This window comes from Helcococcus sp. KG196 (assembly GCF_046035495.1).
Classification (GTDB): domain Bacteria; phylum Bacillota; class Clostridia; order Tissierellales; family Peptoniphilaceae; genus Helcococcus; species Helcococcus ovis.
The window spans coordinates 23838-38919 of the sequence record NZ_JBFNFI010000014.1; the positions used below are offsets into that span (position 1 = coordinate 23838).

A 15082-nucleotide genomic window follows, 5' to 3' on the forward strand; every position below is an offset into this window, starting at 1 on the left:
TTATAAAAAAAATATATGATATTATGCGAGATGTTGATTATACCTATGAAAAAGGATTATAATATATTTATTAAAGATTTTAGGAGTGAAAATGTATAAATTATTTAATAAGTTAGAACCATATAATGAAGGGTATTTGAAAGTAGATGATATTCACGAAATTTATTATTCTGAAAGTGGAAACAAAGATGGTAAGCCGATAGTTTATGTACACGGCGGACCGGGAGGCGGATGTGGTACTTTAGGAAATAGATTTTTTGATCCTGAGTTTTATAGAATTATTACTATTGATCAAAGAGGGTGTGGCAAAAGCAAACCATTTTTAGAACTTAAAGATAATACTACAAAATATTTAAGTGATGATATGGAAAAAATCAGAGAGCATTTAAAAATAGACAAATGGGTTTTATTTGGCGGTTCATGGGGGACAACCCTTTCGCTTTATTATGCTATAAATCATCCTGATAGAGTTTTGGGTATAATTCTTAGAGGAGTATTTTTAGGGAGAAAAGAAGATTCTGATTGGTTGTATCAAAAGGGGAGTGATTCATTTTTTCCGGATTTATTTGAAAAATTTACAGCTAATTTCACAGAAAAAGAGAAAGAAAATTTAATTAATTCTTACTATGAAAAATTGACATCTGATGATAAAGAAATTCAAAAAAAATATGCAAAACAATTTGCGGATTTTGAAGGTTCTATTGTATCATTGTATCCTAGAGAATTATCTGAAGAAATTTCAGACTATGATTTAGCAATCGCAATTATGGAATGTCACTATTTCTATCATAATTTTTTCATGCCGGAAAATTATATTTTAGATAATGTAGAGCGTATTAAAAACATTCCTACTATAATTGTACATGGAAGATATGATGTAGACTGTAGGCCGATAGGGGCATATCTATTAGACAAAAAACTTAATAATTCCGAGTTGATATTTACAATAGCAGGTCACAGTTCAATAGAAGAAGAAAACACACATGAATTAATAAATGCTACAAATAAATTTAAAAAATTATTTAAATAATTGTGATATACTTTATAAGATTAGTAAAATAGGAGGAATATGAATCAATGGATTCGGATCAGATATATAGTATAATATTGTTTTTTATTTGTATTATACTATCAGCATTTTTTTCAGCTTCAGAGACGGCATTTACATCTTTGAGAGTTGCAAAATTAAAAACTAGATTAAAAGATGGGGATAAAAAGGTAAAGAAAACATTAGAAATTAATAAAAAATATGATGATTTACTTTCTGCAATATTGATAGGAAACAATATTGTAAATATTGCAAGCTCAGCGGTAGCTACACTATTTTTTATGAAAATTTTTCCGATATATGGAGCTGTAATTTCTACCATATCAACTACAATATTACTTCTGATTTTAGGAGAAATTACACCGAAGTTAATAGCAAAAATCATGCCGGAAAGTTTGGCTATAAAATTTACAAAACCACTTTCTTTTATGATGATTATTTTAAAACCTGTAATATGGACATTATCTCAATGGCAAAAATTAATTAGAAAATTTGTAAAAGTTAATATTGATCATTCAATAAGTGAAGAAGAGCTTTTGACATATATTGATGAGGCGAAAGTTGGAGGAAGCATTGAAGATGATGAACACGTACTTGTAAAAGCTGCTGTCGAATTTGATGACGTTAGCGTTTCAAGTATATTAATTCCAAGAGTTGACATCATAGGTGTAGAAATAAATGACACAGATGAAGAAATAGAAAAAATATTTGACGAATATTCATACTCCAGACTTATAGTATATGAAGAAACAGTAGACAAAGTACTAGGTATTATTTTAGAAAGAGATTTTCACAAATATTTAAGAAGAAAACAAAAAGGAGATCCGGATTTAACAATAAATTCCATAATTTCAGATATTTTATACATTCCTGGTATGCTTAAACTGTCAGAACTTTTAAAATTGATGCAAAAGGAAAAGAAACACATGGCGGCAATCATAGACGAACATGGCGGCCTTGAAGGTATTGTAACAATGGAAGACATTCTTGAAGAATTAGTTGGAGAAATTTGGGACGAATCTGATGAAATAGAATCAGAAATAAAAGTGTTAGAAAGAAATAAAATTTACGAAGTAAGCGGAAGATGTTCACTTGATAAAATCTTTGAATTTTTAAAAATTTCTGATGCAGAAGAATATAACTCAAATACAATAGCCGGATTTGTAGTTGAAATTCTTGACAAAATGCCACACTTCGGAGATTCATTCGTTTTTGAAAACTTTAGATTTACTGTAAAAGAGATTGAAGGAAATAGGATTGAGAAAGTGGTTATAAAAAAAATAAAATAAAGTAAAATAAAGCATTCCCACTGAAGGCACTAGTCCTCGGAGCAAAAACTCCTGCGGAGGTGCCTGCGTGGGATGCTTTATTTTTTTATCTCATTTTTTTATTTTTAATTATTGTGGGTACTATTTTTTATTGAAAAATTATCGCTTATTTTAATATTTTAATTTTGTGAGTAATTTTTTCGGTTTGATTTTTATCGCATTTTAGAAATTTTCTATTTTGAGATTATTTTCAATATGAAATTTTTCAATATTTTGACAAATTTTGTTATCTCAATTTTATGAATGTAATTTTTGAGATAATTTTACATTGAAATTTTGTTATCGCTTATTTTAAAATCGAATTTTTGCGGACATTTTTAGCAAAAATTTTATTATCTCTTTTTGAATTTTCTTTTAATTGAGATAATTCATACTCCTATACATAAAAAATAAAGAGTTCCACTTAGGCACCTCCGCAGGAGCGACAGTTGAACTGACCATGAAAAGTTGAAAATCAAAATCAACTTTAAGGAGGTCATTTCAAGCTCCGAGGACTAGTGCCGTAAGTGGAAACTCTTTATTTTTAATTAACTTTAATATAAAATATATAAAGAAAAAATAACAATAAAAGGATTAAATATGAATATAAAAAATTACATATCGAATAATAAAAAATCAGTATTTAAGATTGTTTTGTACACATTTTTGAGTATATTGTTTATTTCTTTAATCCCGATTTGCACTAAATTAGTAATTGATAATTATAAAAATTTGAATTTACAAACAGCGCTTGGATATGGGACATTGTACATATTTTCAATATTATTATTCTTACTTTTTGAATACAAGAAGAAAATAAGCATTGGATGGTTTGGAGCTAAGTATTCCATATATATTAAAGGAAAAGTTTTTGAATCCATTACCAAAATGAATGCGAAAAAGTTAAATCAAAAAACTACTGGAGATATTATAAATTCAATAATTAGAGATACTGAAACAATTTATGAAAATTACATTTATTGCTACATTTCCCTATATATTAGTATTATTTCATTTTTAGTTTACATAGCGTACATGTTTTATTTAAGTTGGATTTTAACAATTGCAATTATTATAAGCTCAGCAATTTCATTCTTCATTCCTAAAATCGTTGGGGAAAAGATGAAAGACAAGAGAAGGGCTGAAAGTGATAAAAATGCTGAATTTGTATCTATATTTGAAAATTTAATGGAAGGCAAGGAAATTTTTGACTATAACACAAGTGAAGAATTCGTGAAAAAATTTGATAAATATAATGTTGAACATGAAATGAGTGTGTATAATTTAGTGAAATATATTTCATTTACAAATATTTTTTCAGGTGGTTCGCTTTATTTTATCAACATAGTTACATTCATACTTGGTATTGTAATCGTATCAATGGGAATGATGGAAATAGGCTCATTCATAGCACTTATTGGATTTGTTGATTTAGTTGCAATTCCTATAAGAGATATGATTTATTTGATTATTACCATAAAATCATCTTCAAAAATCATCGATAAACTGGATTTTTATCTTGAAGACAAGAATGAAGATTTACTAAAAGAAAAAATTATCAATTTTGAAAAAATAGAATTGAGAAATTTAAGCTATTCAATCAATGATTTTAGTATGAATGGTATTAATATGACATTTTCAAAAGGAAAAAAATATGCAATTATCGGTGAAAATGGTAGTGGAAAATCTACTGTAATGAAGCTATTATCTAAAAAACTTAATAATAGTGACAATCAAATTTTTATAGATGGAATTGATATAAATACCATAAATACAAACGAAATTTTAATGTATGTATCAAATTTATTTGTATTAAATGATAGTGCTTTGGAAAATATTAAAATTTCAAACCCGAATAATGAACCTAATTTTGAAAGTTTACAAATCATTGAAAGTTTAAAATCTAAAGATATAAATGGATTGAGTATGGGAGAAAAAGATAGAGTGAATATTGCTAGAGCGATAAATTCCTATAAGCCAATAATAATTTTAGATGAATTTTTTGCAAATATTGATAAAAATAGTGAAATAGAATTGACGAAATTATTATTGAAAACTAATAAGACCATAATAATAGTTACTCATAATAATGATGAAGAATATTTAAGAATGTTTGATGAAGTGTATAAATTTAAGAAATAAAGGAATTCCACTAGCTGCACTAGTCCTCGGAGCAAAAGCTCCTGCGGAGGTGCCTGCGTGGGATCCATTTATTTTTAATTATTGAAAAATTTTAATGCCTAAATATGGTAATGATAATAAAATTAACATTCCTAAAATTACAAAAATCACAAATCCAATAATAATATTTAATAGTAAGAAAAATGGGTATTTTTCAGACGCTGTATGTATTTCTTGTTTGAAGATATATTTTATTAAAATTTTACGAGCTAATAGAGCTGATATAATAGCTAAAGCAATAATTATTATTGATATTACAATAGCCGATATATCTTTTTTATCTTTAATATTTACATTATTAAAAATTGAGACAATAACACCAATTAAAATAAATATCATACAAACACTAAAAACTCTGTTTATAATTTTATTATATTTTTTTATTGATTCGAGCAATTTAGTATTTTTAGTTTTTTCAGCTTTGTTATTTAGAAAATAAATAATTGTTTTTAATCCCACAAAAATGGCTGCAAATATTAGCGTTAAATCTCTATAATCTGATTTATACTTAAAATTTACCAATGTTAAAATTATTGAAGTAATAAGAAATATTATTTCAAATTTTATATCCTTCTTTAAATCATATTGTTTATTCATATCTTACTCCTTATTAAAAAATCCCATTTTAATCTCTACAGGATATCGTTATCCTTGTTTATATTCTAACATAATCTAATGGTTTTCGCAAAAAAATAAAGAGTTCCACTTAGGCACCTCCACAGGAGCGATAGTTGAACTGACCTTAAAAAGTTGAAAAATCAAAATCAATTTTATGGAGGTCAGCTTAAGCTCCGAGGACCAGTGCCGTAAGTGGAATCTCTTTATTTTTATTTTAATATTCTGAAGCTCCGGCTGTACCATCTGAATATGGATCATCTATGTTTACATATCCACCGGCTTTTAGTGTTAGAGTAAATTTGCTTTCAATGTTGTCTATATCTAATTTTTTAATTAGTTCTGCGTATTTCATAAATCTTAAAAGACAGTGTTCTAAGTAGTCAGATGTTTGTTCGTGGATAAGTGTGCCATCTTTATCAAATTTTTCTCTTACATTTGATAATAGAAATTCATTTCCCGGCATTACAAATGCATCAACTCCCGGAGAATCAAGGATTTGTCTTAGGTGTAGTTGAGCTCTGGAAGTTCCCTGTTCTGTATAAGATGCACCTAAAATCATAACCGGTTTATTTTTTAATGGGTGAACATTGAACGAAAACCACTCGATTACGCTCTTTAATACTGCGGGTATTGTGTAGTTATGTTCTGGGGTTACAATGATTACACCGTCAGATGATTCGATTTTATCTGATAATTCTTTGATTTTTGGGTAATCGTCTTGATTTAAATCTTGGTTAAATAATGGAATGTCATTTATATCTAAAATTTCAATTTCAACTACATCATTGAAGATGAATTTTGCATAATCTAAAAGCATTTTATTATACGATTTATCGGAAATTGATCCGGCAATTCCTACAAATTTCATTATTCTTCCTCCTTTATTGAATCCCATTTGAAATTATCAAAATCATGGATGTTGATTAAATTTTCAGCATTCGATTTATTTACAAAATTCACAAATGCTAAAAATTCATCAAAAATATTTTCCATTTCTCGAATTTTATCTCTACCTCTTAGATCTCCCATTTCGTCAAATGCCTTTTTGGAATAAGGCAAAAGATATTCAGAACTTAAAACATTAGCTTCAAGTTCCGGAGACTTTAATATTTGTCTTAGCATATATTGAGCTCTTGACGAACCCAAAGCACCATATGAAGCACCGACAATCATTACAGGCTTTTTATATAAAGGATGAATTTTATACGATAGCCATGACAATAGGTTTAGTAAAGATGCAGTTGGAGAATGGTCGTATTCCGGTGTTGCAATGATTACGCCATCAGATTTTTCAATTTTATTTGAAATATTCATAACTATTTCGGGGATTTCATCTCCCTTTATGGTGCCAATTAGGGGCACATCCTTAATTTCAATTAATTCTACATCAACTTTATAAAAAAATTGAGTTTGTATATATTCTAAAAGTTTTCTATTTGTTGAATTTTGGTTATTTGTACCAACTATTCCTACAAGTTTAATCATTATTTCCTCCATAAAATGTATTTATGTACGCCTTTGGTAAATTTAACCTCACCATTTTTATATTGAGCTATTGCATCTATGTGTTTTTCTGATAGACAGATTTTTTCTATTTCATCAAAGGATTTTCCAAAAAGTTTAGAAGACCATATTTCACAATCAACAGATTTCTTTGAAATGATTGAAAGACTGGTCATATCCGTTTCGATCGGATATCCTGTTTTCGAATCAAATATATGATGATAAGATTTGTCATTTATGATTAATTTTCTCTCATATATTCCTGATGTAACTATTGATAAATCATTTATTTCCAACATCATAATATGATTTCCACGTGTTAACTGAGCATCCTGTAACCCGATTTTCCAGTTTATATCAGGACTTTCCAAATTAAATCCATGAGTAAGAATGTTGCCACCAAGATTTATAATTGCAGACAATACATTTTCTGATTTTAAATATTCTAAAATTTTATCGGCAAAATATCCCTTAGCTACAGCCCCTAAATCAATTTCCATGCCCTTTTTGTTGAAAAATATAGTTTTGTTTTCCTCATCTAAAATTAAATCATTTGGATTTATAAGTTTTAACTTTTTGTCTATTTCTTTTTTTGAGGGCAATTTGGCATTATCAAAGCCGATATTCCATAATTTTACAATCGGACCAATGCAAACATTTAAATTACTATTTTCGTCTACGCTATGCATTTTACCTAATTTTATCAACTCAAATAAATCATTATTAACTTTTATAGGATGAATGTGAGCATTTGAGTTTACATACATCAGTTCTGAGTCATTGTTGTATATCGAGTATCTTCTATTATATTCGTCTAATAATTTGTTACATTTTTTTAATATTTTATCAGGACAATCATGTAAAACTTTAATATGAATTTTAGTCCCCATTAATGCCACAAATAATTCGCTATATTTCATATATCTTCTCCATAATTATTATAATACAAAAATCTTAAAAATATAATAAATATATATACTCTTAAATTTCGGTTTCATTCAAATGAATAATTTTTATAGAAAAATCCTTGTTAAACTTGATAAATAAACAATTTTACGGATTTTATTAAATGTAAATATTTTGTAAAATAATTGTAAAAAATAATTAATTTTTTTATTATGTTTTTACTATATCGAGGGTATGGTAAATTTATTAAAAAAATAAAAATTAATAATCATATGGAGGATTGTTTTATGATTAAGGGAAATAAAATAGAAAAAAAACCTAAATACGGTATGAGAAAATTGAGTTTAGGATTATGCTCAGGTATTTTGGCATTTGGAATGTTTTTTAGTTCTGTAGGAGCTTCGAGAGTTGCATTTGCAGAGAGTAGTGTTGTAGGTGATGGTTTAAAAATAAATATTTTTAGTAAAATATATGCTAAAGTTGACGGAAAAACAATTGTTGTGAATAATTTTGGAGATGGAGAAATTATAAGATATTGGTTAGAATGGGAAGATAAATCAGGGAGTGGAAATAGTAGTGGCGAGATTAAAAATAATAATAAAGAAATTAGTATTTTTAATTTTAGGAAACAAAAAACTAAAGATATAAAATTTAATTCTAATAAAGATGAAATAAATGTAAAATATAATAAAGAACAAAACAAATTAATTTTATCAGGTTTTGGGAGTGAATCACATGTAAAAAAAATAGAATTAAGATTTAAAGATGGAAGTAAAGAAAGTTTTGATAAATCGAAATTTGACACACCAAAGAAAGAAAAGCCTGAAGTAGAAAAACCAAAAGACACACCAAAGAAAGAAAAGCCTGAGGTAGAAAAACCAAAAGACACACCAAAGAAAGAAAAGCCTGAGAAAGTAGATGCTAGAGTAGAAGGAAATAGTATTGTTGTTACTAATTTGAAAGATAGAGATACTATAAAATATTCGTTCAATTGGGATGCTGGGCATATAAGTGGTTTTAATGTTGGAGACATATATATTGAAGGAGGTAAAATAAAAATAAAAGATTCTAGTAATTTAAATAACTCTGTAATTATATTTAATGGTGATAAAAAAATAAATGTAAATTATGAAAATAATAAATTAACATTATCAGAATTTGGAGTGACATCAATTGTTAAAGATATACAATTAACTTTGCCTGATGGTAAAACTACAATTAATTTTAATAAATCGCAATTTGATAAACAAAAAGAATCACCAAAGGTAGAAGCACCAAAGAAAGAAAAGCCTGAGGTAGAAAAACCAAAAGAAGAAAAACCAAAAGACACACCAAAGAAAGAAGAACCAAAAGTAGAAAAACCAAAAGTAGAAAAACCAAAAGAAGAAAAACCAAAAGACACACCAAAGAAAGAAGAAAAACCAAAAGACACACCAAATAAAGAAGATATTGAAGAAGAACAAAGAAGAAAAGAAAGAGAAAGAAAAGAAGACGAAACAGCAAGAGATAGAAGAAATAATAATAATCAAAAATATAAAAAAGGTTGGGAAGAAATAGGTAATAAATGGACTTATAGAGATGAAAAAGGTAATAAGGTTATTTCAAAGTGGATATATGATTTAAAATATAAATCATGGTATTACCTAAATGGTAATGGATATATGGTAGCAAATGAGTGGATAAAATATACAGATAATAATTGGTACTATTTATTAGGAAATGGTAAAATGGCAAAATCAGAATGGGTATATGACAAGACATATTCATCATGGTATTACTTCAACAATGGAGGAGATATGGCTGCAAATAAATGGATACAACATACAAATAATAGTTGGTACTATTTATTAGGAAATGGTAAAATGGCAAAATCAGAATGGGTATATGACAAAAAATATGTATCATGGTACTATTTCAACAATGGTGGAGATATGGCTGCAAATAAATGGATACAACATACAGATAATAACTGGTACTATTTATTAGGAAACGGCAAAATGGCTAAATCTACACGTATAAACGGTTGGTATGTTAACTCAAAAGGTATATGGGAAAAATAAAATCACAGATATTTTATAATAACAATTTAATTATAAAAATTTGTTTTAAAAATTGAGAGGTTATACTATGATAAATGAAAGAAAAAATAGAAAAAATTCAAAATCCGGAATAAGAAGCTTAGGATTAGGAATTTTCTCAGGAATGTTAGCTATAGGTGTATTTTTTAATTCTGTCGGGATTTCAGAGGCTGCTTTAGTAAATGAAAAAGATAAATCAAAAATTGTAAAATTAACTACTATCCCTAGAGAAAAATTAAAAGAAAACTTAATGGAAAGAGAATTGATGAAGAAACCCTATGAGAGAGCTATAATTAGGAGTGATAAAGAGCATAGGGAATATTTAGAATCTTTTAAAATTCATGCTAAAATTGTCAATAAAGCTATAGAAGTTACAAATTTAAGTGGAAGGACAATAATTTTAGATATTGCTTATAATGACTCTCATGGAGATTATAAAGGTATCAAAAAAGAAAAAATATGTATAGAGAATGGAAAAATAAAGCTAAATAATAAATCAGCTTCAGAGTTAACAGAAACTATAAAATATAATAATGATTTTAAAAATCCTATCACTGTAAAATATAATCATGATACAAAGGTTTTAAATTTATTAGGATTTGATACATTAGAAAATCTTAGATCTGTTCAAATAACCGGTCCCGAATATGTAGTAGCTACATTTTATAAATCTGATTTTAATAAACCGGTAGAAAGTGAAAAGAAAGAAGAAAAACCAAAAGCAGAAACTCCTAAAGAAGAAAAACCAAAAACAGAAACTCCTAAAAAAGATTCACCTAAGAAAGAAGAACCAAAGAAAGAAGATATTGAAGACGAAACAGAAGAGGAAAGACAGAGAAGAAAAGAAAGAGAAAGAAGAGAAGACGAAACAGCTAGAGATAGAAGAAATAACCAAAATCAAAAATATAAAAAAGGTTGGAACAAAGTATCTGAAAAATGGTATTACACAAATGACGGTGTAAAATTTGTTAGATCTTCTTGGATATACGACGAAGGATATTCATCATGGTATTACTTAAATGAATACGGCGAAATGACAAGTAATAAATGGGTGCAATATTCAGATGGTAGCTGGTATTATCTATTGGAAAATGGAAAGATGGCAGTTTCAAAATGGGTAAAACATACTGACAACAATTGGTATTATCTATTAGGTAATGGTAAAATGGCAGTTTCAGAATGGGTAAAACACACAAACAGATGGTACTACCTATTAAAAAATGGAAAGATGGCAAAATCAGAGTGGGTATATGACAAAAAATATGTATCATGGTACTACTTCAACAATGGCGGAGATATGGCTGTAAATAAATGGATACAACATACAGATAATAACTGGTACTATTTATTAGGAGATGGTAAAATGGCTAAATCTACAACAATTAATGGTTGGTATGTAGACGCAAACGGTATTTGGAAAAATAGATAAAAACTAAATACATTAAAAGGATAGACAATCAAGTTTATCCTTTTTTGCTATACATAATTTTTAGTTCGCCTTTATATAAAAATTTGATTAAAATAAATATAATATTTGACATAATAAAAAAATATTTAGTATACTTAGTAAGTAAGCATATAAGCATTGTATGTTTAGATATAAATTAATATTTTTGGAGGATTAGATATGTTTAAAAGAAATAATATCGAAAAAAAGCCTAAATATGGTATGAGAAAATTAAGTGCAGGATTGTGCTCAGGAATTTTAGCATTTTCAATTTTCTTTGGGGCTGTTGGAGCACAAAGTGTTTCATTTGCTGGGGAAGAAAAGAAGGAAGAAGTAAAGAAGGAAGAAAAGAAAGAAGATCATAAAAAATTAACAAAAGAACAAAGAAAAGCAGAAGCTGAAAAGAAATTGAAAGAAGCACAAAAAGCTTTTAGAGATGCTGAGAAAGCAAGAAAATTGAAAGAAGCACAAAAAGCTTTTAGAGATGCTGAGAAAGCAAGAAAATTGAAAGAAGCACAAAAAGCTTTTAGAGATGCTGAGAAAGCAAGAAAATTAAAAGAAGCACAAAAAGCTTTTAGAGATGCTGAGAAAGCAAGAAAATTAAAAGAAGCACAAGAAGCTTTTAAGAAAGCAGAAGCTGAAAGAAAACAAAAAGAAGAAGAAAGAAAAAAACAACAAGAACAATCGAAACCTGAAATTAAAAAAGGTTGGGAAAAGAAAGAAGAAAAATGGTACTTCACAAATGATAAAGGCGAATTAGTAAAATCAGATTGGATATATGACGAAGAATATTCATCATGGTACTATTTAAATGAAGATGGCGATATGGCTGTAAATAAATGGGTAAAATACAAAAATAACAAATGGTATTACCTATTAGGAAACGGTAAAATGGCAAAATCATATTGGCTATACGACGAAGAATATTCATCATGGTACTATTTAAATGAAAAAGGCGATATGGCTGCAAATAAATGGGTAAAATACAAAAATAACAAATGGTATTACCTATTAGGAAATGGAAAGATGGCAAAATCAGATTGGTTATATGATGAAGACTATTCATCATGGTACTATTTAAATGAAGATGGCGATATGGCTGTAAATAAATGGGTAGAGTACAAAGATGGAAACTGGTACTACCTATTAGAAAATGGAAAGATGGCAAAAAATAGATGGGTAAAACATACAGATAACAAATGGTACTACTTATTATCAGACGGTAAAATGGCTAAATCAACAACAATTAATGGTTGGGTTGTAGATGCCGACGGTGTATGGGTAGAGTAGAAATTATTAGATTATAAAACATATTGAGGGATTAAAAATATAGTTTTTAGTCCCTTTTTAATGCACATAATATAAAATGTTGATTTTATATATTATTAAAAAAATTTATGTTTTAGCTATTATATAGTATAGGAGATTAAATGAAAGAGTCATTATTTATAGAAAAAATTACCTATAACTGCAATAAAAAAATTGATTTAATTGAAAAAAGTATTGCAAGATACGCTTTAAGATCTATATTTGCAGGAGCTGCCCTTGCTATGACAACTCTAGCCGGCGTAGTTGCAGCTGATTATTTAAATACAATTCACCCAAACCTTGGAAAATTTATGTATGCATTTTTATTTTCTTGGGGACTTATTTACATATTATTTTTAAATGCAGAATTAGCGACATCAAACATGATGTATTTAACAGCAGGTACATATTTGAGAAAAATAAAATTTAGTAAGGCGGTAAAGATTTTACTAGTTTGCACATTTTTTAATTTAGTTGGAGCAGCTGCGATTGGGATATTGGTAAGCAACACATCTGTTTTACATTCGCTAAAAGATACAAGTATGCTTGTTAAAATCGTTGAGTGTAAACTAGCACATAGTAGTTCGGAAATTATGAGTGGCGGTATATTGGCAAATGTATTTGTAAATATTGCAATTATTGCATTCATGCTTGTAAAAGATGAAAATGCAAAAGTAGGCATTATTTTATCAGCAATATTTATGTTTGTATATCTAGGATTAGACCACGTAATTGCAAACTTTGGATCATTCTCACTAGTAGGTTTTTCACAATATGGTAAAAATGTAATAGGATTAAACATTGTAAATGTAATTAGGCAGTGGACATTTGCATTTCTAGGAAATCTTGTTGGAGGAGGATTAATCTTAGGATTCGGGTACGCATGGTTAAATAACAAAGATGTAGTTTACAAAGATTAATTAATTTAATAAAATGAACAGAGTTAGATTCTACAATGAACTGACCCCAAAAAGTTGGACCTAAAAAACCAATTTTGAGTAGGACAGTTCACAATCTAGCTTTTTTATTTGGAGTATTTATGAAAAAAGAGCAAACAACTTTAGAAAGAGAAATAATTAGTAAATCACATACAAAATTCAAACTTTGGATATACTGGATTACATTACTCTCAGGAATTATGAATGTATATGCTATAAAGACTTTTGGTGCAACAGTTACGCATCACACAGGAAATGGCAGCTGGATTGCACTTAGTAACTTTCAAGGAAACATCCCCGTTTATAGATTTATTGTATTGATAGTATTCTTTTTTTTAGGAGCAACTATTTCAGGCATTATTTTTCATAGAAAAATAAAACTTGCAAAGAAGAGATATGCATGGATTCTCATTTCAGGAGGAATAGTATTGATTTTTTTACAATATATCAATATAGGATTTAGAGCATTGTACCTGATAACATTTTGGATGGGATTACAAAATGGCTTATTTATTAGTTATAAAGGTGTAACTGTAAGGACAAGTCATATTACAGGATATATAACTGACGCCGGATTTTCTTTTGGTCAATATATAAAAGGAAATAAAAGACAATTAAGATATATGCTATTTTATATAAAATCCATATGTGCATTTATACTCGGAGGATTTTTAGGATACTATATAACCGAATTTTTAGAGTATGAATATATAATCTTCGGTTTATTGTACATATTGTGCGGAGCCTTTTTCCTATATCTAAGGAACGTCGAAATAAACGAATAATGAGAAGCTTTGAGATACATGAAATTGTGTGTGGGGGTGGTGTTACCGGGCTCAAAGCACCTGTAAATGAAAGAAAATTTTGTTATACATGAGCACCGCCCTGCCATTACCTGTAAATCGAAGAAATATATGAGATACATGAAATTTCGCCTCTGCCATTACCTGTAATATTGAAAAATAATTGCAGTACATGAATTGTCGAGGGCAGCGGGGCTCGCATTACCTGTAAATTGCAAAAATATATGAGATACATGAAATTGTGAGGGTGGCATTACCTGTAATATTGAAAAATAATTGCAGTACATGAATTGCCGAGTGCAGCCGAGCTCAGATTACCTGTAAATTGCAAAAATATATGAGATACATGAATTTATGGGGCAAGCATTACCTGTAAATGAAAGAAAATTTTGTTATACATGAGCACCGCCCTGCCATTACCTGTAAATCGAAGAAATATATGAGATACATGAAATTTCGCCTCCGCCATTACCTGTAAATCGAAGAAATATATGAGATACATGAAATTTCGCCTCCGCCATTACCTGTAATATTGAAAAATAATAGCAGTACATGAATTTCCGAGTGTTGCGGATCTCAGATTACCTGTAAATTGCAAAAATATATGAGATACATGAAATTGTGAGGATGGCATTACCTGTAATATTAAAAAATAATCGCAGTACATGAATTGCCGAGGGCAGCCGAGCTCGCATTACCTGTAAATTGTAAAAATATTTGAAATACATGAAATTGTGGGGGGTCATTACCTGTAATATTGAAAAATAATCGCAGTACATGAATTGCCGAGGGCTGCCGAGCTCACATTACCTGTAAATTGTAAAAATATTTGAAATACATGAAATTGTGAGGATGGCATTACCTGTAATATTAAAAAATAATCGCAGTACATGAATTGCCGAGTGTTGCCGAGCTCAGATTACCTGTAAATTGCAAAAATATATG

12 protein-coding genes are annotated in these 15082 nt (G+C 28.4%); 8 read left to right on the forward strand and 4 right to left on the reverse strand.

Annotated elements, in window-relative coordinates; all coding sequences use genetic code 11:
* Nucleotides 1-91: 91 nt before the first annotated feature.
* The 3 genes from pip to ABGF45_RS06440 all read left to right on the forward strand — a co-directional run bounded on the left by pip (nucleotide 92) and on the right by ABGF45_RS06440 (nucleotide 4497).
* On the forward strand, nucleotides 92-1030 hold the full coding sequence (gene pip, locus ABGF45_RS06430; protein WP_408112758.1) for a prolyl aminopeptidase: 939 nt from the start codon (nucleotides 92-94) through the stop codon (nucleotides 1028-1030).
* Between the two features lie 47 nt (nucleotides 1031-1077).
* Nucleotides 1078-2337, forward strand: coding sequence for a CNNM domain-containing protein (locus tag ABGF45_RS06435; RefSeq protein ID WP_408112757.1), 1260 nt, complete (start codon nucleotides 1078-1080; stop codon nucleotides 2335-2337).
* A gap of 618 nt (nucleotides 2338-2955) precedes the next feature.
* Nucleotides 2956-4497 carry an ABC transporter ATP-binding protein gene (locus tag ABGF45_RS06440; RefSeq protein WP_134744196.1) on the forward strand — a complete coding sequence of 514 codons (1542 nt, stop codon included), beginning with the start codon at nucleotides 2956-2958 and terminating at the stop codon, nucleotides 4495-4497.
* A gap of 78 nt (nucleotides 4498-4575) precedes the next feature.
* On the opposite strand, the gene ABGF45_RS06445 is transcribed toward ABGF45_RS06440, so the two are convergent.
* The 4 genes from ABGF45_RS06445 to ABGF45_RS06460 all read right to left on the reverse strand — a co-directional run bounded on the left by ABGF45_RS06445 (nucleotide 4576) and on the right by ABGF45_RS06460 (nucleotide 7577).
* Nucleotides 4576-5133 (reverse strand): hypothetical protein, encoded by a 558-nt coding sequence (locus ABGF45_RS06445; RefSeq protein ID WP_134744195.1) that lies wholly within the window; start codon nucleotides 5131-5133, stop codon nucleotides 4576-4578.
* A gap of 235 nt (nucleotides 5134-5368) precedes the next feature.
* Complete coding sequence (locus ABGF45_RS06450; RefSeq protein WP_134711838.1) at nucleotides 5369-6022, reverse strand: NADPH-dependent FMN reductase; 654 nt, start codon at nucleotides 6020-6022, stop codon at nucleotides 5369-5371.
* Nucleotides 6022-6639, reverse strand: a complete 618-nt coding sequence (locus ABGF45_RS06455; RefSeq protein ID WP_408112756.1) for an NADPH-dependent FMN reductase — start codon at nucleotides 6637-6639, stop codon at nucleotides 6022-6024. Before ABGF45_RS06455 ends, ABGF45_RS06450 begins: the two co-directional genes overlap by 1 nt.
* Nucleotides 6639-7577 carry an FAD:protein FMN transferase gene (locus ABGF45_RS06460; RefSeq protein WP_408112755.1) on the reverse strand — a complete coding sequence of 313 codons (939 nt, stop codon included), beginning with the start codon at nucleotides 7575-7577 and terminating at the stop codon, nucleotides 6639-6641. Before ABGF45_RS06460 ends, ABGF45_RS06455 begins: the two co-directional genes overlap by 1 nt.
* 273 nt (nucleotides 7578-7850) lie before the next feature.
* Between ABGF45_RS06460 and ABGF45_RS06465 the strand changes: the two genes are divergently transcribed.
* The 5 genes from ABGF45_RS06465 (at nucleotide 7851) to ABGF45_RS06485 (ending at nucleotide 14119) form a co-directional block, all read left to right on the forward strand.
* Nucleotides 7851-9623 carry a hypothetical protein gene (locus ABGF45_RS06465; RefSeq protein ID WP_408112754.1) on the forward strand — a complete coding sequence of 591 codons (1773 nt, stop codon included), beginning with the start codon at nucleotides 7851-7853 and terminating at the stop codon, nucleotides 9621-9623.
* Between the two features lie 67 nt (nucleotides 9624-9690).
* Complete coding sequence (locus tag ABGF45_RS06470) at nucleotides 9691-11070, forward strand: hypothetical protein (RefSeq protein ID WP_408112753.1); 1380 nt, start codon at nucleotides 9691-9693, stop codon at nucleotides 11068-11070.
* A 198-nt stretch (nucleotides 11071-11268) separates the two neighbouring features.
* Entirely contained in the window at nucleotides 11269-12378 is a 1110-nt protein-coding gene (locus ABGF45_RS06475) for a YSIRK-type signal peptide-containing protein (protein ID WP_408112752.1), read from the forward strand.
* Between the two features lie 140 nt (nucleotides 12379-12518).
* A complete protein-coding gene (locus ABGF45_RS06480; protein WP_134711833.1) occupies nucleotides 12519-13316 on the forward strand; it encodes a formate/nitrite transporter family protein in 798 nt (265 codons plus the stop codon).
* 119 nt (nucleotides 13317-13435) lie between these two features.
* Nucleotides 13436-14119 (forward strand): YoaK family protein, encoded by a 684-nt coding sequence (locus ABGF45_RS06485; RefSeq protein WP_408112789.1) that lies wholly within the window; start codon nucleotides 13436-13438, stop codon nucleotides 14117-14119.
* The last annotated feature ends 963 nt before the right edge of the window (nucleotides 14120-15082 follow it).

Excerpts from the sequence above, each read along its gene's own strand:
- pip (WP_408112758.1), top strand. The coding sequence starts at position 92 with ATGTATAAATTATTTAATAAGTTAGAACCATATAATGAAGGGTATTTG.
- ABGF45_RS06435 (WP_408112757.1), top strand. The coding sequence starts at position 1,078 with ATGGATTCGGATCAGATATATAGTATAATATTGTTTTTTATTTGTATT.
- ABGF45_RS06440 (WP_134744196.1), top strand. The coding sequence starts at position 2,956 with ATGAATATAAAAAATTACATATCGAATAATAAAAAATCAGTATTTAAG.
- ABGF45_RS06445 (WP_134744195.1), bottom strand. The coding sequence starts at position 5,133 with ATGAATAAACAATATGATTTAAAGAAGGATATAAAATTTGAAATAATA.
- ABGF45_RS06450 (WP_134711838.1), bottom strand. The coding sequence starts at position 6,022 with ATGAAATTTGTAGGAATTGCCGGATCAATTTCCGATAAATCGTATAAT.
- ABGF45_RS06455 (WP_408112756.1), bottom strand. The coding sequence starts at position 6,639 with ATGATTAAACTTGTAGGAATAGTTGGTACAAATAACCAAAATTCAACA.
- ABGF45_RS06460 (WP_408112755.1), bottom strand. The coding sequence starts at position 7,577 with ATGAAATATAGCGAATTATTTGTGGCATTAATGGGGACTAAAATTCAT.
- ABGF45_RS06465 (WP_408112754.1), top strand. The coding sequence starts at position 7,851 with ATGATTAAGGGAAATAAAATAGAAAAAAAACCTAAATACGGTATGAGA.
- ABGF45_RS06470 (WP_408112753.1), top strand. The coding sequence starts at position 9,691 with ATGATAAATGAAAGAAAAAATAGAAAAAATTCAAAATCCGGAATAAGA.
- ABGF45_RS06475 (WP_408112752.1), top strand. The coding sequence starts at position 11,269 with ATGTTTAAAAGAAATAATATCGAAAAAAAGCCTAAATATGGTATGAGA.
- ABGF45_RS06480 (WP_134711833.1), top strand. The coding sequence starts at position 12,519 with ATGAAAGAGTCATTATTTATAGAAAAAATTACCTATAACTGCAATAAA.
- ABGF45_RS06485 (WP_408112789.1), top strand. The coding sequence starts at position 13,436 with ATGAAAAAAGAGCAAACAACTTTAGAAAGAGAAATAATTAGTAAATCA.